22 protein-coding genes are annotated in these 26,696 nt (G+C 38.6%); 7 read left to right on the top strand and 15 right to left on the bottom strand.

Features of this window, described 5'->3' with window-relative positions:
* Positions 1 to 5 precede the first annotated feature (5 nt).
* Positions 6 to 455: a CBS domain-containing protein gene (locus ACSBFT_RS20720; protein WP_463045461.1), complete on the bottom strand. Its 450-nt coding sequence runs from the start codon at positions 453 to 455 to the stop codon at positions 6 to 8.
* A 114-nt stretch (positions 456 to 569) separates the two neighbouring features.
* Here ACSBFT_RS20720 and ACSBFT_RS20715 point away from each other — a divergent pair, with 114 nt between their 5' ends.
* Entirely contained in the window at positions 570 to 758 is a 189-nt protein-coding gene (locus tag ACSBFT_RS20715) for a hypothetical protein (RefSeq protein ID WP_463045460.1), read from the top strand.
* Here the strand turns inward: ACSBFT_RS20715 and ACSBFT_RS20710 are convergent.
* Genes ACSBFT_RS20710 through ACSBFT_RS20680 form a run of 7 tightly spaced genes read right to left on the bottom strand, consistent with a single transcriptional unit; the run spans position 755 to position 7,570 of the window.
* Positions 755 to 1,789, bottom strand: a complete 1,035-nt coding sequence (locus ACSBFT_RS20710) for an FAD:protein FMN transferase (protein WP_489602272.1) — start codon at positions 1,787 to 1,789, stop codon at positions 755 to 757. The two genes, ACSBFT_RS20715 and ACSBFT_RS20710, sit on opposite strands and share 4 nt — an antisense overlap.
* Positions 1,755 to 3,059: an NADH:ubiquinone reductase (Na(+)-transporting) subunit F gene (nqrF, locus tag ACSBFT_RS20705; RefSeq protein WP_489602271.1), complete on the bottom strand. Its 1,305-nt coding sequence runs from the start codon at positions 3,057 to 3,059 to the stop codon at positions 1,755 to 1,757. Before nqrF ends, ACSBFT_RS20710 begins: the two co-directional genes overlap by 35 nt.
* Before the next feature lie 11 nt (positions 3,060 to 3,070).
* Positions 3,071 to 3,685, bottom strand: a complete 615-nt coding sequence (gene nqrE / locus ACSBFT_RS20700) for an NADH:ubiquinone reductase (Na(+)-transporting) subunit E (RefSeq protein WP_463045457.1) — start codon at positions 3,683 to 3,685, stop codon at positions 3,071 to 3,073.
* A 14-nt stretch (positions 3,686 to 3,699) separates the two neighbouring features.
* On the bottom strand, positions 3,700 to 4,365 hold the full coding sequence (locus tag ACSBFT_RS20695) for an NADH:ubiquinone reductase (Na(+)-transporting) subunit D (protein WP_463045456.1): 666 nt from the start codon (positions 4,363 to 4,365) through the stop codon (positions 3,700 to 3,702).
* Position 4,366: 1 nt separating this feature from the next.
* Positions 4,367 to 5,074 carry an NADH:ubiquinone reductase (Na(+)-transporting) subunit C gene (gene nqrC / locus ACSBFT_RS20690; protein WP_463045455.1) on the bottom strand — a complete coding sequence of 236 codons (708 nt, stop codon included), beginning with the start codon at positions 5,072 to 5,074 and terminating at the stop codon, positions 4,367 to 4,369.
* Positions 5,067 to 6,221, bottom strand: coding sequence for an NADH:ubiquinone reductase (Na(+)-transporting) subunit B (locus tag ACSBFT_RS20685; RefSeq protein ID WP_489602270.1), 1,155 nt, complete (start codon positions 6,219 to 6,221; stop codon positions 5,067 to 5,069). The genes nqrC and ACSBFT_RS20685 overlap by 8 nt, the downstream gene beginning before the upstream one ends.
* A 20-nt stretch (positions 6,222 to 6,241) precedes the next feature.
* Positions 6,242 to 7,570 carry a Na(+)-translocating NADH-quinone reductase subunit A gene (locus ACSBFT_RS20680; protein ID WP_489602269.1) on the bottom strand — a complete coding sequence of 443 codons (1,329 nt, stop codon included), beginning with the start codon at positions 7,568 to 7,570 and terminating at the stop codon, positions 6,242 to 6,244.
* Positions 7,571 to 7,879: 309 nt separating this feature from the next.
* On the opposite strand from ACSBFT_RS20680, the gene ACSBFT_RS20675 reads away from it, so the two are divergent.
* Positions 7,880 to 9,334, top strand: a complete 1,455-nt coding sequence (locus ACSBFT_RS20675) for a S41 family peptidase (protein WP_489602268.1) — start codon at positions 7,880 to 7,882, stop codon at positions 9,332 to 9,334.
* Between the two features lie 214 nt (positions 9,335 to 9,548).
* Entirely contained in the window at positions 9,549 to 10,616 is a 1,068-nt protein-coding gene (locus tag ACSBFT_RS20670) for a branched-chain amino acid aminotransferase (RefSeq protein ID WP_463045451.1), read from the top strand.
* A 227-nt stretch (positions 10,617 to 10,843) separates the two neighbouring features.
* On the opposite strand, the gene ACSBFT_RS20665 is transcribed toward ACSBFT_RS20670, so the two are convergent.
* On the bottom strand, positions 10,844 to 11,857 hold the full coding sequence (locus ACSBFT_RS20665; RefSeq protein ID WP_489602267.1) for a zinc-binding alcohol dehydrogenase family protein: 1,014 nt from the start codon (positions 11,855 to 11,857) through the stop codon (positions 10,844 to 10,846).
* A 173-nt stretch (positions 11,858 to 12,030) separates the two neighbouring features.
* Between ACSBFT_RS20665 and ACSBFT_RS20660 the strand changes: the two genes are divergently transcribed.
* Entirely contained in the window at positions 12,031 to 12,897 is an 867-nt protein-coding gene (locus tag ACSBFT_RS20660) for an AraC family transcriptional regulator (RefSeq protein WP_489602266.1), read from the top strand.
* Between the two features lie 21 nt (positions 12,898 to 12,918).
* Here ACSBFT_RS20660 and ACSBFT_RS20655 read toward each other — a convergent pair whose 3' ends face one another.
* The gene (locus ACSBFT_RS20655; protein ID WP_489602265.1) at positions 12,919 to 13,989 is read right to left on the bottom strand and encodes a BamA/TamA family outer membrane protein; all 1,071 of its coding nucleotides are present in this window, start codon (positions 13,987 to 13,989) and stop codon (positions 12,919 to 12,921) included.
* A gap of 215 nt (positions 13,990 to 14,204) precedes the next feature.
* Between ACSBFT_RS20655 and recJ the strand changes: the two genes are divergently transcribed.
* From recJ to ACSBFT_RS20640, 3 genes are all read left to right on the top strand, one after another.
* Positions 14,205 to 15,920 carry a single-stranded-DNA-specific exonuclease RecJ gene (gene recJ, locus ACSBFT_RS20650; protein WP_489602264.1) on the top strand — a complete coding sequence of 572 codons (1,716 nt, stop codon included), beginning with the start codon at positions 14,205 to 14,207 and terminating at the stop codon, positions 15,918 to 15,920.
* Between the two features lie 172 nt (positions 15,921 to 16,092).
* Complete coding sequence (lptB, locus tag ACSBFT_RS20645; protein WP_489602263.1) at positions 16,093 to 16,830, top strand: LPS export ABC transporter ATP-binding protein; 738 nt, start codon at positions 16,093 to 16,095, stop codon at positions 16,828 to 16,830.
* A 64-nt stretch (positions 16,831 to 16,894) separates the two neighbouring features.
* Positions 16,895 to 19,126: an APC family permease gene (locus tag ACSBFT_RS20640; RefSeq protein WP_463048401.1), complete on the top strand. Its 2,232-nt coding sequence runs from the start codon at positions 16,895 to 16,897 to the stop codon at positions 19,124 to 19,126.
* On the opposite strand, the gene ACSBFT_RS20635 is transcribed toward ACSBFT_RS20640, so the two are convergent.
* The 5 genes from ACSBFT_RS20635 to ACSBFT_RS20615 form a co-directional block, all read right to left on the bottom strand.
* Positions 19,127 to 21,541, bottom strand: a complete 2,415-nt coding sequence (locus ACSBFT_RS20635) for a TonB-dependent receptor domain-containing protein (protein ID WP_489602262.1) — start codon at positions 21,539 to 21,541, stop codon at positions 19,127 to 19,129.
* 63 nt (positions 21,542 to 21,604) lie between these two features.
* Positions 21,605 to 22,948, bottom strand: coding sequence for an HTTM domain-containing protein (locus tag ACSBFT_RS20630; RefSeq protein ID WP_489602261.1), 1,344 nt, complete (start codon positions 22,946 to 22,948; stop codon positions 21,605 to 21,607).
* A gap of 39 nt (positions 22,949 to 22,987) precedes the next feature.
* Entirely contained in the window at positions 22,988 to 24,376 is a 1,389-nt protein-coding gene (locus ACSBFT_RS20625; protein WP_489602260.1) for a di-heme oxidoreductase family protein, read from the bottom strand.
* Between the two features lie 67 nt (positions 24,377 to 24,443).
* Complete coding sequence (locus tag ACSBFT_RS20620; RefSeq protein ID WP_489602259.1) at positions 24,444 to 25,595, bottom strand: imelysin family protein; 1,152 nt, start codon at positions 25,593 to 25,595, stop codon at positions 24,444 to 24,446.
* 24 nt (positions 25,596 to 25,619) lie between these two features.
* On the bottom strand, positions 25,620 to 26,657 hold the full coding sequence (locus ACSBFT_RS20615; protein ID WP_489602258.1) for an imelysin family protein: 1,038 nt from the start codon (positions 26,655 to 26,657) through the stop codon (positions 25,620 to 25,622).
* Positions 26,658 to 26,696: the final 39 nt, after the last annotated feature.

Genomic DNA, 26,696 nt, shown 5'->3' with positions numbered 1-26,696 from the left:
ATTCCTTAGCCAGCTATAGAGCCCGATATATAATTTTCTAGAAAGTCTATATGATTTCTTTGTTCTAAAATCAAACCATTCACAATATCCCCAATACTTAAAACACCTACCACCTTACCATCTTCACCTAAAACCGGTAAATGTCTAAAATGGTGATTCGTCATTATCTCCATACACTCTCTAATACCCGCTGTGTGGCTTGCCGTAATTACATGTGCCGTCATCACTTCCGCCATAGAGGTACTTTTGGCTTTTCTTCCCATAATTATACCTTTTCTAGCATAATCACGTTCAGAGAATATACCTTTTAGCTCACCATCCTCCATGACCAAAACAGCTCCTATTTTATATTTTTCTAGAATAGATAATGCTTCAATAACAGTGGTGCTTGGTAAAACCGAAACTATCGTCTTTAGTTCCTTTCCTTCTAGAAGTGTTTTAACTTTAGTAATCATTTCAATGCAGGTTATTTAGATAATTAATTTTTCTTTCTAAATTTAGATAAAACCCTCAATAAGATCAAGCATAGTCTTAATCTTATTCTAGTTATAAATACTTAAATTTACTTTATGAAATTATTATTAGTCACTCTAGCTGCTGTACTATTCGCCTTTTTCCTTTTTAGTGTGAGAATACTTTTTATAAAGAATGGAAGATTTAAAGGGACATGTGCCAATAACAATCCTATGCTTCAAAAAGAAGGAGCTGTATGTGGCGTATGTGGAAAACTTCCTGACGAAGAATGTAAAAATGACTAGTTTTCTTGTATCACCAGCTTTTTAAAGCTCTTTGAGTATTCCGTTCTCATTTCTCCATTTTCATCAAAAATACACTGAATCGCAATGTCATTTTTATTGGCATAAGACAGTGCGGCCTCTTTACCCATGACCATAAACATGGTGGCATAAGCGTCTGCATCTATGGCTTCTGGCACCACCACTGCTACGCTCAGAAGACTGTGGGTTACAGGTTTTCCCGTTAAGCCATCCAACGTGTGGCTATATTTCTTACCATCTTTCTCAATAAACTTTCTATAACTTCCTGAAGTAACCAGCGAAGCGTCTGAAAGTCCCACTACCGTTTTAACGGCATTATTTTCACTAGTGGAATTGAAGTCTGGATTTTCTATCCCTACTTTCCATTTCTCTCCGGACTGATTGAGACCTTTAGCTTTTGTTTCTCCTCCTACCTCCACCAGATAGTTCGTAATTCCCTGTTCCTCCAAGTAATCTCCAAGCACATCTACGGTATATCCCTGAGCTATGGCGTTAAAGTTAATTTCGGAGTGCCTCAATTTCTTAGTCAATATATTGCCTTTCAAACTAAAGTTATTTAGGCCTACCAATGTCAACAAACTATCAATTTGAACTTGATTAGGTAATTCTTTTTCATGTTTTCGAGCAAAACCCCAAGCACTAATCAAAGGACCCAGTGTTGGATCAAACCTGCCTTCACTGATTTCATAAAAGAACATAGACCTTTTAAAAACATTAACAAAATGCTCATCTATCTCCACTGGATCATCTGACTCATTCACCCTCCTTATTAGTGATGTGCTATCCCAAAGCGACATACTTTTATCTATAACCAGTAGAATGCTATCTACCGCATTTATATAATCTTTGTCGGAAATTGGTTCATAAACAATCCTAAAGGTGCTGCCCTGTGCATATCCCTGAAAAACCGAATAGGGCTTATGCTCTGCTTGGCAGGACATAAACCCTATGGTGACTAATATTAAAAGAAGGCTACTTTTAGCCCCCGAAATCATCGAATGATACGTTTTCATCTGGTATTCCCCAATCGTCCGCCATTTTTAGAACAGACTGATTCATCATAGGTGGTCCACAAAAGTAAAGTTCTAAATCTTCTGGAGCTTCATGCTTGTTTAAAAATTCTTCGATCACCACATTATGAACAAAACCTTTAAATCCGTCTCCTTCTGGATCGTTAATGTCCTTTTTCAATACCCAATTATCTTCTGGTTGAGGATTATCCAAAGCGATACAAAACTTGAAATTCGGGAATTCCTTTTCAATTTGCCTGAACTCCTCAATATAAAACAGCTCACGCTTGGTTCTTCCTCCATAAAAGAAGGTGACCTTACGCTTGGTTTTAAGAGTATGAAAAAGATGGTATAAATGGGAACGCATTGGTGCCATACCAGCTCCTCCTCCTATATAAAGCATTTCTGCCACGGTATCTTTAATGAAGAACTCACCATAAGGTCCAGAAATCGTTACTTTATCGCCTGGCTTTCTTCCAAAAATATAAGACGAACAAAGTCCTGGATTTACATCCATCCATGTGTTTTTAGCTCTATCCCAAGGTGGCGTAGCAATCCTAATCGTTAAACTAACCATATTCCCTTCGGCAGGATGATTCGCCATAGAATACGCTCTAAATACCTCTTCGTCGTTGACCATTTTTAATGGCCAAAGATTAAACTTATCCCACTCCTCTTTAAACTTATCCGGCGTTTCATGATACTTTGGATGAGCCGTAATGTCAATATCTTTAAATTCAACGGTCGTTTTAGGTACGTCAATTTGAATATATCCTCCTGCTTCAAAATCCAAGTTTTCTCCTTCTGGTAATTTAACTTGAAACTCTTTTATAAATGAGGCTACATTATAGTTTGAGGTCACTTCACACTCCCATTTTTTAACACCAAAAACTTCATCAGGAATTCTGATATTCATATCCTCCTTCACTTTTACCTGACAGGCCAAACGAAGATTCTCTCCAACTTGACGTCTATTTAAGTGGTTAGTTTCTGTCGGTAGTACCTCTCCACCACCACTGTAAACATTACAAACGCACATGGCACAGGTTCCACCGCCACCACAAGCCGAAGCCAGAAAGAGATTATTAGCTCCTAAAACGTTTAAGAGCGTATCACCAGATTTGGTTATGATAGGGTTATCCTTATCTCCATTGATGGTAATTTTTACATCGTTTTGAGGTAGAAGCTTAGCTTTAGCCGTAAGTATTAAAAACACAAACAGCAGTACTACTAAGACAAAAACAACAATACTACTAAGTAGGATAGGTAGCATAAGAAAAAGGTTTACAATTTAATACCTGAAAAACTTAAAAAAGCAAGAGCCATAAGCCCTGTCACCATCATGGCTATTCCTAAGCCTTGAAGAGCTGCAGGAACCTTAGAATATTGCAAACGCTCTCTAATAGCCGCCAACAACACGATAGCCAAGAAAAAACCAATCCCCGTCCCCATGGAGAAAACAAAGGTCTCTGAAAAGTTGTACTCTCTTTCTTGCATAAAAAGAGAGGCACCAAGAATGGAACAGTTTACGGTAATAAGAGGTAAAAAGATACCCAGTGCACTATACAGAGCAGGAGCAAATTTCTCAATGGCCATCTCTACCAACTGAACTGCACCTGCAATGGTGGAAATGAATAATATGAATGACAAGAACGTTAAATCCACATCTGCCAAGGAAGGGTGAATCCAAGCGAGGGCTCCTTCACCAAGCATATATTTCAGGATAACATAATTTAAAGGAGTGGTTAAAACCATTACAAAAATAACAGCCAAACCTAATCCAAATGCCGTCTTCAATTTTTTTGAAACGGCCAAGAAAGAGCACATTCCCAAGAAAAATGCAAACACTGCATTTTCAACAAAAATGGCTTTAACAAAAAGACTTAAAAGATTTTCCATAATGCTAATTTCAGTTAGGAAACGTTAATTAATTTCTGGTTTCTACTACGCTGTATCCAGATATAAACTCCTATTAAGAATAATGCTGCAGGGGGCAGAACCATCAAGCCATTATTTACATAACCATGATCATAGGCCCAGTCTGGAATAATTTGAAAACCGAGAATACTTCCAGCTCCAAAAAGTTCTCTAAAAACACCAACTGCTATTAAGATAAGGCCATATCCTAAACCGTTGCCCACACCATCTAAAAAGGCCGGCCAAGGTTTCTGTCCTAAGGCAAAAGCCTCTAAACGACCCATAATGATACAGTTAGTAATAATTAAGCCTACAAATACGGCAAGCTTCTTACTAACATCAAACATGTAGGCTTTTAAAACCTGGTCAACAATCGTTACGAGTGTAGCCACTACAATAAGCTGAACGATAATACGAACCCTACCTGGAATACTTTTTCTGAGCATACTAATAATAAGGTTAGAAAAAGCACTTACAAAAAGTACTCCTAACGTCATAATTATAGCTGGTTTCACCTGAACAGTTACTGCCAAAGCAGAACATATCCCAAGTACCTGAACAGATACGGGGTTGGTGTCATCAAGGGGGTCTCTTAGAACCTGAAGATTCTTTTTTGAAAAAAATGGCTCTTTCTTTTCTTTTATTTCTGCTACTTCTGCCATATTAATTTGATTTTAGCTTGTTAAAATAAGTCAAATACGGGGCTACACAATTTTTAATCATTTCGTCAACGCCATTTGAGGTGATGGTTCCGCCAGAAATACCGTCCACTCTATTTTCTGGATCTAGTGAAGATTTCATGGTAGATTTTAAAACATTGACAGATGCGAACTCGCCATTTTCGTCCAATATTTTCTTTCCTTGAAATTGAACCTGAAAAGGTAATTCTGTAATCTCAGCCCCCAAACCAGGCGTTTCTCCTTTGTGGTCAAAAAACGCACCTTTGATGGTATTAAAATCGCCATCTATGGAAAGGTAACCCCAGATTGGTCCCCAAAGTCCTACACCTCTCATAGGTATTATGTATGCCTTTGATCCACTTTCGTCTGAATAAATGTAAAGGGGAAGCTTTCTTTCAGAAGGCTCTTTAGCAACCTCCCTCTTCATATCTACATCCTTTGCATTTACGCCTTCTATTATATTTCCGTCGCTATCAACAACAATCTCTACTACCGAACCGTCATAGGAACTTTCTATCAGTTTGTCGTCGTCCGATTGTACCAATACCGACTTCAAAACACTTCTTTTATTGTCCAGAGCCACATTGGCCTCTTGTAAAGGTTTGAGCTGCTGCGAAGTCAAAACTAAAATAATCGCCGTAAGCATGGATAGCCCAATAGCATATAAAAACGTGTATTTATTACTATGCATGTTTCAATCTTTTTTTAATGTGTGATTCTACAACCAGATGGTCAATCAAGGGTGCAAAAACATTGAACAATAAAATACTCAACATCATACCCTCTGGATAAGCCGGATTAAACACTCTCAAGAGTACTGTAAAAGCCCCGATTAACAGTCCGTAAATTATTTTTCCTTTAGCCGTATGAGCAGCAGTAACGGGGTCTGTTGCCATAAAAACAGCACCAAAAGCAAAACCTCCCACCAACAAATGATTAAGAGCTGGCATATGCATGGCATGATTAGCTGCCTCAGGAGCCAGAACATTCATTAAAAGCCCCATTAAAAAACCGCCAGCAAAAACCGACAACATGACCCTAAAACTCCCTACGCCCGTAATGACCAAAATGGCCGCTCCTATAAGACAGGCAATAACCGAAGTTTCCCCAATGGAACCCTGTTCAAAACCCATAAACATATCTGATGCAGACTGCATGGCAGAGAAGTCGGTATCAAAAGGAACCAGGTTAGTAGCACCAGAATAACCATCTAGAATTACTTTCCCTTCTTCTGCCGAAAGGTCTGTCCAAACTTCGCCAGACATAAAGGCTGGAAAGGCAAAAAACATAAATGCCCTAGCCAATAAAGCTGGATTCATAAAGTTAAAGCCTGTACCTCCAAAGATCTCTTTCCCTAAAAGTGTACAAAAAACGGCTCCTAAAGCTACCATCCAAAGCGGAACGGTAACAGGCAAGGTCAAAGGAATGAGCATTCCTGTTACCAAATACCCCTCGCTTACGGGATGCCCTACCACCACTGAAAAAACAAATTCTACGCCTAAACCAACAGAATAAGACACCGCTACAATAGGCAGTACTTTCCAAAATCCAAACATGAATTTAGTCAGTAAGTCCTCTTCCATTCCGAAGGCTAAATAATGCTGGTGACCTACATTCCACATACCAAAAAGTAGACAAGGTATCAAAGCAATTACCACGGTAATCATGGTACGCTTCATATCCATCGCATCTTTAATGTGCACGCCATTTTTAGTGGTAGTGGCAGGAACAAAAGCCAATGTTTCAAAGGCTTCGAAAGCTGGGTGCCATTTTTCCAACTTACCTCCCTTTTGAAAATTTGGCTTAATAGTCTCTAGAAAATCGTGTAATATCTTCACTAAATATGCTAGTTTAAATTTTATCCTTCCGCACGCATCAGGTCAAGACCTCTACGTACCAACTGTTGAACATCTATTTTGGAGGTACAGACGAACTCACATAGAGCTAAGTCTTCCTCAGACACTTCATAAATCCCAAGAGCTTCCATTTTCTCAATATCTCCAACCATGATGGCTTTCAATAATTGCACAGGCATAATATTCATAGGCAATACCTTTTCATACTCCCCACTCATTACAAAAGCCCTTTCTTCTCCATGGGTATTGGTATCTATTTCATATTTTTTACTAGGCATTAACCAAGAAAAATATGTTCTCGATAAACTGAGCTTTTTTGCCGAAGGCAATAACCAACCCAAAAACTCAGCCTTATTCCCTTCTGGGATTACCGTAAGCTGGGAGGTATAGAAAGAAAGGTAATCTTCCTTGTGGGAAGTTTCACCAGTCAGAACATTCCCCTGAATATACCTTACGTTATCGTTAGTGATATGGTCTGAAAATAGCTTTGACAGCGACTGCCCCACCTTTAATTTATAATAAGATGGTGTATCTACCTCAGAACCCGTAAAAGCCAAAATTCTGGTAGGGTCATACATTCCAGTCAGAAATAACTGCCCCAAAACTATAACATCCTGAACATCCATATACCAAACTTTCTCTCCCACTCTAATAGGGTTAGTATGGTGTATCTGAATGCCAACATTTCCTGAAGGGTGGGGACCGGAAAATTCGTTTTTATTTCCTGACAAAATAGATAAATCAGATGCGGGTGTTACACCAACCTCTAAATTACCATTTGAAAGCACTTCCAATACCTTTAGACCGGCATCGAAACCTGTTTTATTCTGTGCCACAATAAAGGATAAGTCAGGAGCTAAGGGAGCCGTATCAAATGTCGAGATAAAAATAGCTTTAGGCAGATCTTGAACATCTGGAATTATTGAAAAGGGTCTCTGCCTTAATAAAGACCATAGATTGGCGTTTAACAAAGTCTCCTTAACATTTTCAACTGTTAATTCCGAAGGGATATTTACAGTGGTATGTTTAGAAACCTTATCTGCTAGAATCCTTATCTCTAGAACCTTCCTTTTTGCTCCTCTAACTATTTCCACCACTTCACCACTTACTGGTGATGGGAAATTAATCTCAGGTCTCTGTTTGTCTTGAAATAAAGCTCCACCTTCTAAAACTTCGTCACCTACTTTTACAAGGAGCTTTGGAACAATAGCAAAATAGTCTGTGGGTTTTACTGCAAAAATTTCGGCTACAGGAACTTCTGAAATTTCCTTTAAGGCCTCTCCCAATAATTTAATGTCGTAGCCCCTTTTTAGGCTGATAGATTTTCCCATGAAATCTTAATATTTTCTTTGGGTTAAGTACAATTTTTTAGAGTACACCACAAAGTTAATTTTTTTGTGGAATTAGCAAAATCCTAAGCACATTGTTTCAAGAAACAGAAGATAAAACTTGTCATTCTGATGGAATAAATTTGAATTACAATATTTCAAAGCCTCCGTTATAAGGTCAAATCTATTGTCATTCAAACACTTAGCTGTAAATTCGAATAAAAAACCATTTGGAATGACATTCGTATGTTTTGACTTAGAATGTTCGTTATTAAATTGCAAGTCATTATCATAATAAAAAATAGCTACACTATGAGGAATAGCCTACTTAAACTCTCAATTCTTGGCATCGCTTTATTATTCGGATGTAAAGAAAAGACGGTTGATCCTGTAGAAGCAATAGATGAAGAAATCGTCGTAGACGAAAACCCCCTTCTAGCTAATTTGCAGGTAAACGACTGGATATATAATAAAATGAAGTCCTATTACCTCTGGGAAAGTGATATGCTTGCATTGGAAAAAACGGATCTTTCTTTGGAGCCTAACGACTTCTTTAATTCCTTGTTAGTTGGCAAAGGTGATATTGATAGGTTTTCCTGGATTGACGCCAGTACAACCAATCTTACCAATTCACTAAATGGAGTGGTGAGTCTTTATGGCTTTAAGTACAAAACTTTTTATGCAAACCCTGCAAGAACAAGAATGGCTTTTGCGATAACCTATACCTTAAAAAATAGTGCCGCGGAAAGGGCAGGAATAAAACGAGGCCATTTTATCATCAAAGTAAACGGCGAGGATTTAACACTAGATAACTACCAGACTGCTCTTAAAGACGAAAGTGCTACATTAACTATGGGTACCTACAATAATGGCACCATAGAGGACTCCAAAAATACCAAAGCTATCACCAAAGAGCTCACTCAAACCGAGGCCCTACAGCACTACGAAATACTAGAATTAGGAGGAAAAAAAATCGGCTACTTCGTTTACAATCAATTTTTGACGACTAGCGATAAGGCTGTTAATGATATGTTTGGCGAGTTTAAGAATGCGGCTATTGACGAATTGGTCGTAGATTTTAGATATAACCCAGGAGGGTACATCTCCTCTGCAGAAATGATTAGCTCGCTAATTGTAAAAGATTTAAGTGAGGATAAGTTAATGACAAAGCAAGTCTGGAATGCTGAGCAAATGGCCGCAAAGCCGAAAAGTAGCTTTGATGTTTACTTTTCAAAGACTAAAAAAAGTATTAATGCTACCTTAAATAACCCTGGAACAATTAATCGAGTTTATTTTTTAGTATCCAATAGTTCCGCATCCGCCAGCGAGTTAGTGATCAATAATCTTAAACCCTATATGGATGTAATTCTCGTGGGCGAACATACTACCGGAAAAAATGTGGGTTCACTGACGCTTTCTGACGATAAAAGCCCGAAGAGGTGGAATTGGGGTCTTCAGCCTATCGTTTTAAAATCTTTCAATGCCAAAAACCAATCAGACTATGGCTCAAAAGATGGCTTTGCTGTGGATATAGCTATCCAGGATAGAATTCTTCCATATAAGGAATTTGGCAACCCAGATGAGACCTTATTATATGCCGCACTCTCAGACATTTTAGGCTCAAATACCATGGCAAGAATAAGCAGTAAGTTAAAGAAGACGCCTACTGCAATCTTCCAAGAGGCTTCCCCAGAAGCCATCTATGGCAATCCAATTCTGGATAGAAAAGAGATGTGGGTTACGGAACTCCCTTGGGATAGAAAATAATTTCAGAACAATCCTTTAGGGGAAGTAAACATGGAAGACCATTGAAGCTTTTTTTCATTAATGTGACCGTTAAAACAGATTTTAGTTGTCTTGACAACTATTTTCAGCAAAACGCTTGATACTCTAATATATATTCTCAATAATTGTATCACAAAATCGAATCATTAGTTTTGTTTCAATGTTTGCATATTACATTTTATAACAATTTTCAATTATGGTAGAAGCAGCTCAAGCGTTCAAAGTAACGCAAGTACAGCAAAGTCGTGTTAATCAGTTAGATCCAGAAAACATTGTCTTTGGAACACTCTTTACTGACCACATGCTGGTCGCAGACTGTATTGATGGCGTCTGGCAGACACCTGAAATTCTACCTTACGGAAATATTGCTTATAATCCAGCCTTGGCATCTTTACATTATGGTCAGTCTATTTTTGAAGGCATGAAAGCTTTTAGGAATGTGGACAATGAAGTGGTTATGTTTAGACCTGAAGAAAATTTCAAGAGATTTAACATCTCTGCTGAAAGAATGTGCATGGCACAGGTTCCAGAGGATGTTTTCATGGGTGGCTTGAACGAGATATTGAAATTAGATGCAGCATGGGTTCCTAAAGGCGAGGACAATTCTCTTTACTTACGCCCTTTTATGTTTGCCTCTGATGTTTACTTAGGCGTAAGACCTTCTTTTAATTACAGATTCATGATAATCATGAGTCCTGCTGGAAAGTATTATTCTACTCCACCTAAGGTAAAAATAGAAACAGAATATATTAGAGCCGCAGCAGGTGGCGTAGGTTATGCTAAGTGTGCTGGAAACTATGCAGCATCTCTTTATCCAGCTAAACTAGCCCAAGAGCAAGGTTACACGCAGTTATTATGGACAGACGCTCAAACGCATACTAAGTTTGAGGAATCAGGAACCATGAACGTCTTTTTTGTTCAAGATGGCAAATTGTTGACGCCAAAAACAAGCACCACCATTCTTAAGGGAATTACCAGAGACTCTTTAATCACCATTGCCAGAGATGCCGGATATGAGGTTTCCGAGCAAGATGTTTACGTTAAAGACATTGTAGAAGGTATTCAAAATGGTTCTGTCACAGAAGTATTTGGTGCTGGAACGGCCGTGGTGGTTTCGCCGTTTTCTGGAATCGGTCATGAAGGAAATGATTTTGCTCTTCCTGAAATTAATGAGAAATCTATCTCTAGCATTCTTAAAGAAAAACTAGATGGAATAAGAAAAGGTAAACTTGAAGATACCCACGGATGGGTTTGGAAAGTTTAATGCTATAATAAGGAAATCCTTTTAAATGCTGGAGAGCCTCCAAACTACGTTTGGAGGCTCTCTTTATGTATAGCGTACCTTACTAAATAGCTATTCTCATAAACACGCTTTATGTATTAGGCAATCTCCCGATAGTTATCGGTACCGTAGCTAAATTGCTTCATATCAGTGCGTAAACTACTCATAACGATTCCCCAAACGCATAAACAGGGTTAAATGTAATTCCCTTAATACTCAATAACCGTTTTACCAATCGTCTTACCAGACTCCTGCATTTCGTGAGCCTTTTTAAGGTTTTCAACTGTGAACCCTTTCAAGGTGGTGGTTAAAGTAGTTTTTAAGGTTCCAGCATCCATCAAATCTGCTATATGATTAAGGACTTCATGCTGCCTGTCAATATCGTCGGTTGTAAACATAGAACGTGTATACATCAACTCCCAAGAAAAAGAGACACTTTTGGCCTTAAGCAGAGATAGGTTTAGTGGCTCGCTGCTACCAGTAATAGATACAATATGCCCCTGAGGTTTAATAACTTCAGCTATCGTTTCCCAGTAAGCGTTGATATCCACAAAGTCCAATATATAATCTACTTGGCCGTGCCCAATCTTTTCCAGCTCCTCTTTCAAGTTACGGTGATTAACCACAAAGTCTGCACCCATTTCATTACACCACTTTTCAGAATCAGGTCTTGATGCCGTAGCAATAACCGTAAGTCCCGCCACTTTTTTAGCTAACTGAATGGCGATCGAACCTACTCCACCCGCTCCTGCTAAAATCAACACGGTCTTTCCTTTATCCTTTTCTGGATTAACTTTAATACGGTCAAATAGGGACTCATAAGCGGTTAAACCTGTCAATGGCAAGGCGGCAGCTTCTGCAATACTCAAACTCTTCGGTTTGAAACCAACTATTCTTTCGTCAACCAATTGGTACTCGGCATTACTCCCGTTTCTTGTCAGATCTCCTGCATAATACACCTCATCTCCTACCTTAAACCTGGAAGCTTTATCACCTACAGATTCTACAACTCCTACCGCATCCCAGCCAATAACTTTGGGTGTATCCAGTACTTTATCCACTGCAGCACTTTCTCTAATCTTGAAGTCTACCGGGTTAACAGAAATGGCTGCTATTTTAACCAATAAGTCAAAACCTTTGGCGACTGGAATTTCTGTTTCAAATGCTATAAAACTCTCTTTTTCGATAATTGGTAACGACTGCTTAAATCCTATTGCTTTCATTTTTCTATATTTTGTTTCTAAATCTTAATACAAATGTAATGGCTTCCTTTTGACCAAAACGAGTATCAAAAAAGGGAATGCATGTACAAATAAAGGCTTTCCCATCTTCCGCTAGGAAAAACAATACCAAAACACATACTTTTACACTACAATAAAGCAAAAAATCTCATAAAATGCAGATTGAACAAACACTTAAGCCTTTTGAAATACATATCCAAGAACTAGAAAGCTGGGAGAAAAGGCCTCATCAGCATAACTTTTTTGAGCTTGTTTATATAGTCAAAGGTGAGGGCCTTCAATGTATAAACGACGTCCGATTTCCATATAACAGCGGAAACATTTTCCTTTTACCTCCATTAGACTGCCATTTCTTTCAAATTAAAGAGAAGACTACTTTCTACTTCATAAAATTTACAGACCTCTACTTTTCTAAAGAAGCTTTAAACGGAAACTACAGCGATTGGTTTAGAAAACTCTCCTATGTGCTTTCTAATTATAATAAAGTAGCTGGTGATATCATCATAACTCGCTCCTCAGCAGAAAAAGAACTTCTGGTGAGTTTAATCAAACAAATTCATCATGAATACTTATCAAAAGATGACTACTCTGACACTATCATTGAAAGTTTAATGGTGAGTATCTTAAATATTCTGGCAAGGAATATCGAAAAAGGCTATGTAGATGCCGGTCATACTAAAGACTATAAGTTTGGCGAGATTATCAGATATATTCAACAAAACCTGTACGACAAGGAAAAGATTACGCTGGAAAACCTCTCCAATGAGTTTAATGTTTCACCCACATATTTTAGTGAATACTTCAAAAAACACTCCGATTATTCTTTTCAGGAATATGTGATCAAGTCAAAATTAAAACTGGCCGAAAACTACTTCAAACATAGTCAATACTCCATCAAGGAAATTGCCTATAAACTTGGATTCACCGATTCCAGTCATTTGTCAAAGACCTTCAAGAAGAATTATAATATGACCATCCAAGATTTCAAAAAAGGCGATGTACAAGTATGTGCGAGTCTTTAGCCCACCAAAACAAAAAGCTTCCTAAAAAGCTTCTCCTATGGTAGCGTAAAAGTTACCATCTCCATAAGGAGAAAGGCCGTAGTCTAATCTTAAGTTCAAATGCTTTTTTGTAGCTATTCTTAAGCCTGCTCCATAGGTATACTTTGGCAAGTTTAATCTTAGTATACTGTCGTTATCTCCTAAAAAACCCATTGAGCCAAAACCTGCCAGCCCGATAAAATTCCATACCTCCCACCTTAATTCAGCTTGCAGTAGGGCAGTGTTTTTGTCTCTAAAAAAACCTTGATAGATACCTCTCATTCTTTTAGGCCCACCAAGCTGAGCCAACTCACTAAAAGGTACATCATCACCAAAAGTAAAAACACTATAATAATTAGTAGCCAACACTAACTTTTTTGACAGTGAATTATATATAGACAAATCTAATGTAGTCTGTGTAAATTCCTTATTCGCCCCAAAAACCTTGGTAGAGGGCAAGACACTAAATTCCCCAAACATCCCCTTTTTGGGGTAAAAAACGGCATCTCGGGTATCTCGCATTATAGCAGGTCCTAGGGCAGAAGTTCTACTATACTCACTCCCATTAATTTTTCCAGTTGCCAATTCTCCATTTTCTTCCGTGCCCGTTACGCTATATTCAACATAATTTATACGGGCTCCTAAATATAGATTAGGCTTAACCTGTTTGCCAAACAGTAGTTTAATCTTAGGAAATTTAACATCATACTTTTCTTGAGGTATTTGACGCTCTCCAATACCATAATAGAAGTAATTATATTTAAACCACCCTAAGTCGGCGTTGATGAAATAATTATTATTATCAAAAAATATTTGAAAAGGCAGGAATGCTAAAATTTGCTTATTCTGCGTATAAGTGAGCCCTAATGAAGCCTGAGAGGGCTTTGACCAAGAACTATCTCTAGCCCAAGACCAGCTGGCCGTACCTGCCACACCACCTCCCCAGCCAGTTTCTGGAAATCTAAAAACTACAGGCAACGCTAAAATAGATTTATCTCTAAGTATTGGTTTCTTTTCTTGAGCCCAAACAGAAGTACTAATAAGAATTAATAAAACACAGCTTATTCTTTTCATTGCACCAAATACGTAATTCAAATTAAAGTAGATGCAAAAAAAAATGAACGCCTCCACGACGTCCATTTTACTGTTTTCGACAAACTTAACAAATTACTTTAAGTTTCATGACCAACTAGTAATTCATAAATCCTCTAACGTAATAGAAACAGGATTTCGATTTCACAAAATATAAACATCCAAATTCTATGCCAAACTTTGGCTAATTTTACACAATGACTGAAAAAAGGTGGCACCTCATGCCCGACGGAAAAGAAGAAGAGATCATAGCAAATCTCATCAAAGACTTAGGAATTGAAAGACCCCTTGCCACAATGCTTTGGCAAAGGGGTATTAAAAACTTTGAAGAGGCCAAATACTTTTTTAGGCCCTCTTTAGACAATCTACACGACCCTTTCTTAATGAAAGACATGGACCTGGCAGTGGGCAGACTTCAGAAGGCCATCGACCAGAAAGAAAAGATAGTTATCTATGGAGATTACGATGTGGATGGCACCACTGCCGTAGCTTTGGTATACGGCTTTCTAAGCGAATTTTATGACAATTTGGAATACTACAACCCAGACCGATACAAAGAAGGATATGGTATTTCTTTCACAGCCATAGATTGGGCAGAATCCATAGGTGCCTCCTTAATAATAGCCTTAGATTGTGGTATTAAATCTAATGACAAAGTAGATTACGCAGCAGAAAAAAACATCGACTTTGTAATCTGTGACCATCATGAGACCGGAAACGAATTGCCGAAGGCCATAGCCGTATTAGATCCGAAAAGAACTGACTGCCCCTACCCCTTCAAAGAGTTGACAGGAAACGGTGTTGGGTTTAAATTACTTACCGCCTATTGCATCAACAATAAGATTGACCTTGAAAGACTTTATGCTTACTTAGACTTTGCTATGGTCAGCATAGCTTCCGATATAGTACCCATAGTAGGAGAAAATAGGATTTTAGCATTTTACGGGCTTAAGAAAATAAATGATGCCCCAAGAACAGGGCTCAAAGCCCTTAAAGAAGTGGCGGGTGTTAATGGAGAAATGAACATTGAAAATGTGGTGTTTACCATAGGCCCAAGAATTAATGCCGCTGGAAGAATAAAACACGCTAAAGCCGCGGTACAACTATTATTATCTTCTAACTATGAAGAAGCCGTGGAATTTGCTTACACCATTCAAGACCATAATCTAGAAAGAAGAACGCATGATGCTAAAATCACGGAAGAGGCTTTGGCAAAAATAAGAGAAGATGATTGGCTTCTGAATGAAGCCAAAAGCACGGTGTTATTTCAGGAAGATTGGCATAAGGGGGTTATTGGGATAGTGGCCTCGAGATGCATAGAGCATTATTACAGACCTACCGTTATTTTCACTAAAACCAAAGGCAATATGGCCGCGGGCTCAGCCAGATCTGTGGTTGGTTTTAATTTATATAACGCCATAGAGGCTTGTTCTCACCTTTTAGAACAGTTTGGTGGCCACATGCATGCTGCAGGAATGACCATTCCGATTAGTAACATTGACGAATTTAGACAGGCTTTTAACCAAGAGGTATCCAAAAACATAAGCGATGAACAGCTCGTTCCTCAGATAAACATTGATCTCAAAGTCAAATTAGAAGACCTCAACCAGAAGTTCTATAGGATTATGAAACAAATGGGTCCCTTCGGCCCCAAAAATATGCATCCCGTTTTTCAAACCAATGAGCTTGTTTTAGCCGCTCCACCAAGGATACTGAAAGAGAAACATTTGAAACTGGAACTGGTAGAAAAAGAAACTGGTACCACGATGACTGCCTTGGGTTTTGGAATGCGAGAAGCATTTTATGATAAATTAATGAATACCGATGGCTTTCACATCGTTTATACGCTGGAAGAAAATAACTTCAAAGGAGTGAGTACCCTACAGCTATTCCTGAAAGACATAAAGTTCTAAAGCTATATTCAAAAACCGCTTGCTCGCCGTTATATTTGTGGCAAATGATGAGAGGTATTTAAAAGCCCGAATATAATTTCAATCTAGCAAAAGTGTGCTATTTTGGTTTTTATGAAAAAATACTTAGCCTAAACCATGAAATACCTATATTACTAGAACCTGATACTAATAAATGATACTTCGTACAGAAAATCTTATTAAAAAATACGGTCAAAGACTGGTAAACAATCAAGTAAGCTACCAAGTAGAACAAGGGGAAATTGTGGGTCTTCTGGGTCCAAATGGAGCCGGAAAAACCACTTCCTTTTATATGGCTGTGGGTCTAGTGAAACCCAACTCTGGTAAAATTTGGCTTGACGACCTAGACATTACTCATTTACCGATGTATAAAAGAGCCAAACTTGGCTTGGGCTATTTGGCTCAGGAACCCTCTATATTTAGAGACCTTACGGTTTGGGAGAATATTTATGGTGTTTTGGAACTGGCCATGCCTAGTCTGAACAAAGTAGAGAAAAAGGAAAGAACCGAGCAACTACTAGAAGAGTTCTCCTTAGAACATGTTAAAAAAAGCAAGGGTATAGTGCTCTCTGGTGGAGAAAGAAGAAGAACCGAAATAGCTAGAGCATTAGCCGTAGACCCTAAATTCATTTTATTGGATGAGCCATTTGCAGGAGTTGATCCGATAGCCGTGGAAGAAATCCAGACCATTGTGGCCAAATTGAAACATAGGAACATCGGAATTTTAATAACCGACCATAATGTGAACGAAACGCTATCTATCACAGATCGGGCTTACCTTCTTTTTGAAGGAAAAATATTAAAACATGGCTCTGCGGAAGAACTAGCTGCCGACGAAATGGTAAGAAGAGTGTATCTTGGAAAACATTTTGAGCTAAAGCGGAAGGTTTAATTTAAAACGCCACTCTAAACTTTTCTAACCCAAACGAAACTGACAGCATCACCCTAATCCTATTATGACAGAAAATCAAAATAAATTCGGGACTGCCCCTGTCTTCTTTACTGCTATTTCCACTATTCTTGGAGCCATTCTTTTCTTAAGGTTTGGCTACTCCGTGGGTACTGTAGGCCTAGGAGGCACCCTTATTATTGTCTTAATTGGGCATGCCGTGACTATCCCTACGGCCATGGCTCTTTCGGAAATTGCCACAAACATAAAAGTTGAAGGTGGCGGTGCATATTATATTCTTTCTAGATCTTTCGGTCTTGTAATAGGCTCTACCATAGGTGTGGCATTATATTTATCTCAAGCCATCAGCGTGGCGTTTTATATTTTAGCATTTACCGAAGCTTTTTCACCTTTTTTCGACTGGCTTTTCAAACATTATATTTTCCTTCCGTGGGCAGATTGGCTACTGCATCAAAGTCAAACTTTAGCGATTCCTGCTCTTTTTGCACTTACAGCTATTGTTCTCACTAAAGGTGCGAAACTGGGGATACAAACTTTATATTGGGTTGTTGCTATTTTGACGGTAGCATTGATAGCATTTTTCATGGGAAAACCTATTGAATTAGACCCATTAGCCACCCCTCCTCCACCTATTCCAGAAGTTTCATTGTTTACCGTTTTTGCCATTATCTTTCCTGCATTTACGGGTATTATTTCTGGAGTTGGTTTGTCGGGAGACTTAAAAGACCCTGGAAAATCTATTCCACTTGGCACCATGGCCGCAACGTTTTTCGGCATGATTATCTATGTTTTGATAGCCTTAAAGCTTTATAATTCTGCCCCTCTTCCTCTTTTAGCGGACACTTCTCGTTTGGTAATGTCCGACATTGCCATTCAAGGCTGGTGGTTAATCCCATTGGGATTGGCGGCCGCAACCATTTCTTCTGCTATTGGCTCCATTTTAGTGGCTCCTAGAACACTTCAAGCCATGGCAAAAGACAAGGTATTTCCGGGCCCTGCCATAAATTCTTGGTTGGCTCAAGGAAAAGGGAAAGGAGACGATCCCTATAATGCCTCCATTATTACAGGAACAATTGCCCTCTTTTTTATTCTTCTAGGTAAACTGGATGCCGTAGCTGAAGTTATTTCAATGTTTTTTATGGTAACCTATGGTTCCTTGTGTTTGATCTCCTTTATGCAGCATTTTGCGGGCGACCCATCGTACCGACCAAGGTTTAAGTCAAAATGGTATATCAGTTTATTTGGAGCTGTAGCATGTTTTGGATTAATGTTCTTTATGAATTCGGGCTATGCTTTTATCTCTATCTTCTTTATGCTAGCTCTTTATTTCACATTAAATTATTTTACGACAGATAAGAAAAACATTGCTGTAATTTTTCAAGGAGTGATGTATCAGGTAAGTAGAAAAATTCATGTTTTCTTACAGAAATCGGATAAGGAGGATAATAAGAGCTGGCGACCATCTGCCGTCTTTTTAAGTCCCCATACCTTTCAAAGGCTCGATGCCTTTAACCTTATCAGGTGGATTTCTCATAAATACGGCTTCGGAACATATATCCATCACATTGACGGTTATCTGTCAAAACAAGCCAATCAAGATGCCAGATTGATGAAAAACAGGATAATAAAAATGGCTCAGGCCACCAATAGTGAAGTTTATATAGATACACTTATCAATCAAACCCTAGAGGGATCCATATCTCAGGTGGTGCAATTGCCTAGTATTTCTGGTACTGAAAATAATATGCTATTGTTTGACCATGCCAGAAACAACCCATCGGAAATTCAGACGATTGTTGACAATTTCAAGCTCATTCAAGCGTCAAATTTTGACATTGGTATCTTGTCAACTTCGGAAAGGCAGTTTGGACTCATGAATGAGATCCATGTTTGGATAACCAGCTCCGACTATGAAAACGCTAACCTCATGATTTTGATGGCCTATGTTATTTCTGCACACCCAGACTGGAAAAACGGAATAATAAAAGTTTTCTATGTTTTCCCAAAGGCATCTATTCAGCAAGAAAAGGAAAAAATAAACAATATGATTTCCCTAGGTCAATTACCTATCTCGGCTAAAAATATTGTTTTTATCGACCGCGACGAAGATGTCTCCCTCAATAGTATCATCAATAAAAACTCACCTGATGCTGATATGTTAATTCTAGGTTTCCTGAGTGAAGCTTTGAAACGATTTGGGACAGCTGTTTTTGAAGGATATGGAGACCTTTGTAATATTCTTTTTGTGAATACCGAAGAAGGGAAACAGATTAAGTAACTAAAGCGTTATCCCTAGTGTGGTATAAAAACCTCTTCCGTCGGATGGAATAATGCCCGGACCAGGATAAGCTTCGGCTCTTCTGGTGAAGTACATCTGGTTCAATAAGTTGTTGACAGACGCTTCTAGTTTTAGACACTTCCAGGTATATGCAGCCGAAAGATCTACCACTTGGTAAGAAGGAATAATTCCTTCTACTGCTGTAGCTGTCCTTATGGCGTTAGTAGCATCTGTAAAATGCTCTCCAACATAAGAAAACTGAACAGACGAACTGAATGATTTATCTCTATAGGTAATGCCAGTTCTCAGCATGACGGGTGGCACCATTTCCACTTTCTTACCTTTAATGCTGGTTTCCTCATTATGGATATACTTGGCGTCTACAATAGCCCCGTTGACATAAACAGATAGCGATTTTATACTTTTAGGTCTTAAGGCCTTTAAAATATCTAATTCTAAGAATGACTCTAAACCTATATTTCTGGCGTCGGCCACGTTCGTTCTAAGTCTGTAATCCAAATACAATGGCGGCTGATCTGCTTTTAATATCTGACCTATTCGGCCTTTATAAGCTATATAAAATAGACTTAAATCATAGGTGAGATAATTGCTAGCCTTACCTCTTAAACCTAAATCTGCCGTGTATCCTTTTTCATCTTTCAAGTCTGGATCTACCGCAAAATTTGGATTCACAATCCTTAAATCTGTGAAGTTGATGGCTCGGTAATTCTGCGACAGATTAGCGTAGACTTCCAAATCGTCATTTTTGCGATAAGAAGCTCCCAAACCTAAAATCACAAAGGAACGGTTTCTTGATAGATTGTCTTCAATCTTGGTATCAGCAACGATGTTGCCAGCAAAATCAAATACTCGCTGCCTGTAATAACCTTCAGATTGCGTATTGATATACTCGAATCTTACTCCCGGAGTAATGCTGAACTTTGACGAAAGGTTAAAGATATTTTCTACAAAAGCAGAAAAGTTAGTGTTTGGAAAACTAAAGCTTGAGTTTTCAGGATATTCGGGATGATTGAAACTCAAATTAGCATCTGAGCCATCCGACCCGTCTCCTTGAATGGAAGTGGTGACACCTCTGTAATATCTTGTGCCTATGACAAAAGCACCGTATTCTTTGCCCAAATCATAGCGGTTTAATAATCTCGTTTCGTTGCCTATATTGTCAAACTTGCCTTTTATCAGGGTTCTATCTCCTCCTAAGTCGGCCACGTTTATCCGCTCCAAATTCCCCAATGCGGCACGGCCTGCATCCAAAACAAATGTTCTGGAATTTATTCTAGTTTTCTCTGAAAGTTTCCAATCCAAAGTAAGTGCGGTCAAATTCCAATCAACATCAAACCAGTTTCTTTCTCTTAAAGACTGGCGTGGGTCTTGGTCAAAAAGGGCGTCTGTTAATCCACCTGGCTGCTGTGCGGTATAGCTACTATAGGTATGATTAAATTCTAAACTGAAGTTGTCTGTAAAATTATAAGTCAGATCCACATAAATATTATTTTGCTTAAAACCAGCATTTGGCCTCCAGCCATCTCCCTGCTTATGTTGATAAAAGGCATAATAATTCAATTTACCTACGGTCCCACCTATGCTATTAAACGAACCTAGAAAGTTCCAACTGCCTAAAGTTTGGCGACTCGTCAATGCTATCTTTTTATCCTTCGGACCTTTATTAAATACAAAGTTGAGCATTCCGCCAAACTGTGTGCCATATTGCAGAGACGAGGCACCTCTGATAATTTCAATTTTCCTTAAAGCTTCTGTAGGTGGTGTATAATAACTCTCTGGGTAACCTAAAGCATCTGCTGATATATCATAACCATTTTGACGGGTATTGAAATTGGCGGTTCTGTTTGGACTCAAACCTCTTCCTCCTATGCCTAATTGTAAACCTGCTCCATCACTTTCCCAGATATTAAGACCTGTAATTTTAGCATATACCTGACGAGCATTATTGGTAGATAAGTTCGCAGAAATATCTTTCAAAATCACTACTTCACTTTTCTTGCTTTCGTAAATAGACGTTCCTTGAATTGCTTTTAAATGCGTACGACCAAACGAATTGTCAGATTTTGCATTAACGGTTACAGCCTCTAAATCTAGAGAATTGTTCTCCAATTCCACTCTTAAATAAGGAGTACTAGTAGAATGGTTAATATGTAAGCTTAAAGGAGATTTACCAAGTAGCTTGAAGTATAAATCGTAGTCTCCAAAAGGTAAGTTTTCAAAAACAAAAGAACCATCCTTGGCTGTAAAAGCAACTTCTGACCTAGACGTTATACTGACTATCACATCTTGCAATGCAGACCGCGAACTCGTCTCTAGAACAATTCCTTTAAGGTCTCCATTTTGACCTATGGTCAAGACGGGAATTAGGAAGAAAAAAGTGATAAAGTACCTCATAAAAATTTCTGAGGCACAAAGATAGCTCTTTAGACCCAGTCTAAATAAATTTAAGCCATTAATTTAATTTGGATTTAAAGGAATAATCCAATGCTTTTGTTGCCAAGAGTCTTGAATGGTCATTAAATCTACGTTTGGTTCTATCATCAGCTGACTAGGACTTGCATTTAAAGTCACCCATGCTTCCGCCCTAACCTCTGGACTTTGTACGCCAAGCCTTTCATAATGTTCGCCTAAAAAATGGGCATATTGTAGTATCATATCTGGCTGAAAAGCCATTTGTTTTTCTTGATGTGTATTCAGAAACTCACTATTGTCTACAATGCCCACCCTTCCAGTCTCACCATCTTTCACATAAAATGTGGCTGTTCCTGCCTTTTCCATAAGCATTACTCGCCAACTAAATCGATACCCTTCCTCGGTCCAAAACATATTTCCTGAATAAAGTAAATACCTCAAAGGAAAAAATAGTTGAAAAACGAGATAACAAGTAATTAAACCAGCTACAACATCCTCCCTTACGCCTTTATACCATCCAAAACCTAAAGGTTTTGACGGCGTAATTCTTTCAAAAATCCTTCTGAAGAAAACACCTAACCTCGAATTCTTCAACGCCCAAATTCTATTTTGATGCCATTCGTTAGAAAAGAAAATAAGCGTAACCCCTATCATGGCCACCGGGAAAATCCCAATCTGAAACAAAACGCCTACCATTACATGAAAGATTATGACCAAAATATAAGCGTAAAACCGCGTAGGTTTGAACAGCAAAAAAAACACAATGAAGGTATCGTAAAACATGCCCATCCAGCTAAAAACATAAGGTGAAAAGCTATGGCTAAAAATGCTTCCTAAAACAGGCACAGTATCATGTGCTGGAAGCCAGATTTTCATCGGTAAGGCATTATAAAGCCAGTCACAATTTATTTTGGCAATTCCTGCAAAAAAGTACACCACAAAAATCTGAAATTTGATGATATTCACATGCCAAGCCTTCGTGGTTTTGGAGAATAATAGGGGCCAAATCTTAGCATCTATACTCCAATATTTATGAGCCGGAATAAACACTAAAAGCAGACAAACCAGACTTACAAAATAGTAGTGATTGAGATAATAGGTAAGGTCTATGAGGTCTGTATAAGTGAAAGAAACAAAAAGAAGAACAGCCGAAAGTCGGTATAAAAACCCCAGCATAAGACCAAGAGCGGCCAAAAGAATGATTATATGCAGGACATACATCCAAACAGGCTCCAATAAATTGACCCATTCAAATCCGAAATATTTAAACTGAAAATGGGTGTTGATGAAATGGTCCGTAATCCAACCGAGATACATAAACCTAGCGGTAGAAACAACCATCAATAAACCAAACACAACTCTAAAGGTTACCAAGGGGTAAATTGGCACTTTCTTAAAAAGAAATTTAGTCCATCGGCCGAACATGATTTATAAGCTTTCCAAAAATGTTAAAAGGCTTTTACGATCTTGTACTGGCAAATTAACAAATTTTTCTTTGGAACCTTTAGCTTCACCACCATGCCAAAGTATCGCCTCTTCTATATTTCTTGCCCTGCCGTCATGTAATAAAAAGGTATGATTATTTACGGTCTGAATCATTCCCAAGCCCCATAGTGCGGGAGTTCTCCATTCTTTTCCTGTTGCCAGATTATCTGGTCTGTTATCCGCCAGTTCGTCTCCCATGTCGTGCAACAATAAATCTGTATATGGCCTTATAGTCTGCTCTCTTAAAGCGGCAATCTTATGTTCAATGCCTGTTTTGAACTTTGGCGTATGACAAGAAGCACAGGCTATTTGATTAAAAATAAGCTTCCCCTTTAAAACATCAGCATCTTTTACATTTCTTCTGGCAGGCACACTGAGTGTCTGTAAGTAAAATACAACCTCATTAAGGTTTTTATCAGATATTTCTGGCTCTCCGCCGTTAGCCACATCTTTTAATTCCTGCTGAAGCTCCGTGGTATGATCTTTCCTGAAAACCGAGCTGGTGATACCAATATCGCCATTAAAAGCTCCGGCAGTCTGCTGCAACAAACTAGGCTGATTAGACTTCCATCCAAATCTACCCAAAACAGTACTTTGCGTTACTTCTTCAAAAACGTAATTGGCTCGTCCACTAATTCCGTCATTGTCTGCGTCGTTTTCATCCACCTTAGCTAAGATATCTGCTTTGCTTATAGCCTCTAAAAGACCTACTCCGCCAAGCTGATTACCAACTCTAGGAGAAAAAAGAAAACCACTTTCTATAGCTCCATATCCCCACTCCGAAAATTCATAACTTGGTTTTCTCAGACTGTAACTACGCCCGTCTGCATATTTTCCTGAAATTTCGGTATACTTAACACCTACTTTTGCTTCAGGTTTTTTTCCTAGAATGGCTTTATCTTGCAGCTGCTCGCCATAGGTCGGCTCTGGTAAACCATTGACCCCACTGAGTCTAAAAAGAAGACCACTTAAAGGTTCACCAAAAGTAAGAGGTGGAGCAGACCTACCATCTTTAGGATGGCATCCGCCACATGAACTTGCATTAAAAACAGGACCTAAACCATCCCTGGCAGATGCTGATGCCGGAGCCGTTGTCCAGTTTGACCTAAAAAAAGAATTACCGACAACAAAAGCGTTTTCTTCTTCATAACTCAAATTTGGAGCAGAGTGACCAAAAGCGTTTTCACTCAAGTCAAAAGTGGTTAAGTTACCTCCAGCATATTCTTCATTTTCCTCATATTGTCCTTCGGGGGAAAGAGCATCTTTATTCTCACAATTTAACAAAATTGTAGCGGCCAAAACTAACAGTAGACTATGCGAAAAGTTCTTCATCTTAAAAAAACAACATAAGCAGAGCCTTAAAAGCCTCTGCTTACCCTTGAAAGGTTATATTTATCTCTTAATCCAAATTGGCGTTCACCTGAATTCCTATCGCTAATGCAGCATCCACAATAGCATCGCTCAACTTTCTTAAAGAAATGATAGAGCTTTCTATTTTTCCATTTGGATCACCTGCTCTTAAAGCAGCGTCAAATGGAGACGGAATGCCATCAATGTTAGCACCAGATTCTACCAGTAAGTTTAATACGCTTGTGTTTTTAGCAGCATCTGCAGCTCCTAATAAATCAGAAAGTGACGTTCCGCTAGTAACTGTACCTTTTGAACTGGTATAAGAACATTTGTAAACATTCTCAATTCCTTTAAAATTCATAGCGATATCTGCCTTTGTATTATCGCTAAAACAAGAGTGCTCATCTTCCTGGTCGCCATTTTCTAAAGCCACTGTCATACGCTCTCCAGCCAACTCACCTTTACTTAAAGCACCTATTCCTCTTAAAATATTGGTAATAGAAGTTTTTCCTCCTGCCACAAAAGATATCGTGTACGCCGCTCCTGGTGCCCAAGCATCTCTTATTTCTGTTAAGTTCTCTATCAAAAGCCCTGTAACCACTTTTAAGTAGGTGGCTCTTCTGTCTGCATTTTCTGCTATAGTATAATCGGTGAAAGGTCTACTTCCAGGGCCATTGTCATTAAAGTCTTGTCCCCAAAGCAAAAATTCTATGGCGTGATATCCAGTACTTAAATTAGTCTCACTACCGTTTTCATTAGCATCCATTAAGGTTTGCTTATTCAAAGTTGGAAAGCTCACGCGATCGTTTATAATTCCGCTTTCTGCGTTTCCTACCACGTAATCGATATAACTCTCGTCTAATGGCCATCCGTTCAATAGACCCTCTGGTCCATCTTCACTGTCAATAGGGCCTCCATAAAACCTAAACGCCTCGGTTTGACCGTAAGGATTTCTTGCAGCAAGCCATGCATCCTTTGCTGTCTTTAAAGAAGCTTCCGAAGGAGAAGCTACGAATGCTTCTACAGCTGTTTGAAGTGCTAAAGCCGTTTGTAAAGCGTCATCGTAATTGGCATATACCAAACTGGCATATTGCAATAAAACCTCATTTTCTAAAGCTACACCTGGTGTAGGTTCTTCGTTTTGATCATCACAAGAAAACGCTGTAAATAATATGACACAGGAAAGAATAAGTCTTTTCATTTTTATTTTTATTGGGTGTTAAAATCAATCTCCATCACCACTGCTGAACGTTATTGCGATTCCCAGCAAGGATGACATTTCACTTTTAAAAAATCTTGTTAGCTTTTGAAGCTCAGTATGCAGTGCTATTAGCCTCTCATTCCCGTCTAAATTCTGTTCTAGGAAATCAGACTCAATTACATCCCCAAAGACCACTTCCACTTCATTTATTTGTAGTTCGGTGCTATTAACCAACGTTTCGCCTCCTTCTACGGAAAGTAAATAATCTCTAAAACCCTTTTGACTGTAGCCCATCCAAAAGGTCTTTAGAGCATTAAAATGCTGCTTTGCAAATGCTAAGGAATTTTCTGAATAATAAGCCTCCACGTTTTGAGGAACCGCAGTTGTCTGACCAGGTCTAAGACCCAATGGTAAACCTAATTTGAAATTTTTAAGACCCTCAAAGCTTTTCAAAAATTCGTTATACATCTGAGAAGTAGAGCTTCCGGCTGAAGTACCATTATTAGCAATAAACTCAGCTCTATAATTAGATTTCCATTCGGTCAAAACAACTTCTAATCTAGCACTTGTAGCATCTGCAATAGCCTTTAAATACGGGAAAGAGGCCACATCGGCATTCTCAAAAAGAATATATTCCATCGCCATAAAACCGCGTGTAGCTCTTTGAGAATCCGTCATCTTAAAATCTCCTGAATTAATCTTAGATTTTAATGAAGAAACATTTACCGGAAAGGTCGCTAGTTCTTCCACCAGAGATTTGGTCAAAACTTTTTCTTCCGCAGGCCCAAAGTTATACTGAGAAACATTGAGGTAGGATTGATAAGCATTCTTCCAAGCTATTTTAGATTCCTCTAAACTCCCCGTTCCATTATTTAGATGCTCAATAGCCACCCCTAAAGTCTTAGCTGAGGAGCTAGCTACCTCAAAACCTGAAATAATTAAATTATCGGCATAGCTTTCTAAGAACTGAGTTCTATCAAATTTAACCTCGCTGTTAGGCTCCTGTGTTTCACTGCAACCTAAAAGTCCTATAAGCCCCAAAAGAAATAAAATCTTGTACATTAAATATCTGTTTTACGTACTAGTCGTAAGTTTTCCTAG

The sequence above is a fragment of the Arcticibacterium sp. SM2516 genome (genome assembly GCF_057914865.1).
This window is presented reverse-complemented; position numbering and strand designations above follow the sequence as displayed.

What these genes read in the sequence shown, in the direction of transcription:
- ACSBFT_RS20670 (WP_463045451.1), top strand. Translation starts at nt 9,549, where the DNA reads ATGGTAGAAGCAGCTCAAGCGTTCAAAGTAACGCAAGTACAGCAAAGT.
- ACSBFT_RS20660 (WP_489602266.1), top strand. Translation starts at nt 12,031, where the DNA reads ATGCAGATTGAACAAACACTTAAGCCTTTTGAAATACATATCCAAGAA.
- lptB (WP_489602263.1), top strand. Translation starts at nt 16,093, where the DNA reads ATGATACTTCGTACAGAAAATCTTATTAAAAAATACGGTCAAAGACTG.
- ACSBFT_RS20720 (WP_463045461.1), bottom strand. Translation starts at nt 455, where the DNA reads ATGATTACTAAAGTTAAAACACTTCTAGAAGGAAAGGAACTAAAGACG.
- ACSBFT_RS20615 (WP_489602258.1), bottom strand. Translation starts at nt 26,657, where the DNA reads ATGTACAAGATTTTATTTCTTTTGGGGCTTATAGGACTTTTAGGTTGC.
- recJ (WP_489602264.1), top strand. Translation starts at nt 14,205, where the DNA reads ATGACTGAAAAAAGGTGGCACCTCATGCCCGACGGAAAAGAAGAAGAG.
- nqrE (WP_463045457.1), bottom strand. Translation starts at nt 3,685, where the DNA reads ATGGAAAATCTTTTAAGTCTTTTTGTTAAAGCCATTTTTGTTGAAAAT.
- ACSBFT_RS20675 (WP_489602268.1), top strand. Translation starts at nt 7,880, where the DNA reads ATGAGGAATAGCCTACTTAAACTCTCAATTCTTGGCATCGCTTTATTA.
- nqrC (WP_463045455.1), bottom strand. Translation starts at nt 5,074, where the DNA reads ATGCATAGTAATAAATACACGTTTTTATATGCTATTGGGCTATCCATG.
- ACSBFT_RS20640 (WP_463048401.1), top strand. Translation starts at nt 16,895, where the DNA reads ATGACAGAAAATCAAAATAAATTCGGGACTGCCCCTGTCTTCTTTACT.
- nqrF (WP_489602271.1), bottom strand. Translation starts at nt 3,059, where the DNA reads ATGCTACCTATCCTACTTAGTAGTATTGTTGTTTTTGTCTTAGTAGTA.
- ACSBFT_RS20695 (WP_463045456.1), bottom strand. Translation starts at nt 4,365, where the DNA reads ATGGCAGAAGTAGCAGAAATAAAAGAAAAGAAAGAGCCATTTTTTTCA.
- ACSBFT_RS20710 (WP_489602272.1), bottom strand. Translation starts at nt 1,789, where the DNA reads ATGAAAACGTATCATTCGATGATTTCGGGGGCTAAAAGTAGCCTTCTT.
- ACSBFT_RS20625 (WP_489602260.1), bottom strand. Translation starts at nt 24,376, where the DNA reads ATGAAGAACTTTTCGCATAGTCTACTGTTAGTTTTGGCCGCTACAATT.
- ACSBFT_RS20620 (WP_489602259.1), bottom strand. Translation starts at nt 25,595, where the DNA reads ATGAAAAGACTTATTCTTTCCTGTGTCATATTATTTACAGCGTTTTCT.
- ACSBFT_RS20680 (WP_489602269.1), bottom strand. Translation starts at nt 7,570, where the DNA reads ATGGGAAAATCTATCAGCCTAAAAAGGGGCTACGACATTAAATTATTG.
- ACSBFT_RS20665 (WP_489602267.1), bottom strand. Translation starts at nt 11,857, where the DNA reads ATGAAAGCAATAGGATTTAAGCAGTCGTTACCAATTATCGAAAAAGAG.
- ACSBFT_RS20715 (WP_463045460.1), top strand. Translation starts at nt 570, where the DNA reads ATGAAATTATTATTAGTCACTCTAGCTGCTGTACTATTCGCCTTTTTC.
- ACSBFT_RS20655 (WP_489602265.1), bottom strand. Translation starts at nt 13,989, where the DNA reads ATGAAAAGAATAAGCTGTGTTTTATTAATTCTTATTAGTACTTCTGTT.
- ACSBFT_RS20635 (WP_489602262.1), bottom strand. Translation starts at nt 21,541, where the DNA reads ATGAGGTACTTTATCACTTTTTTCTTCCTAATTCCCGTCTTGACCATA.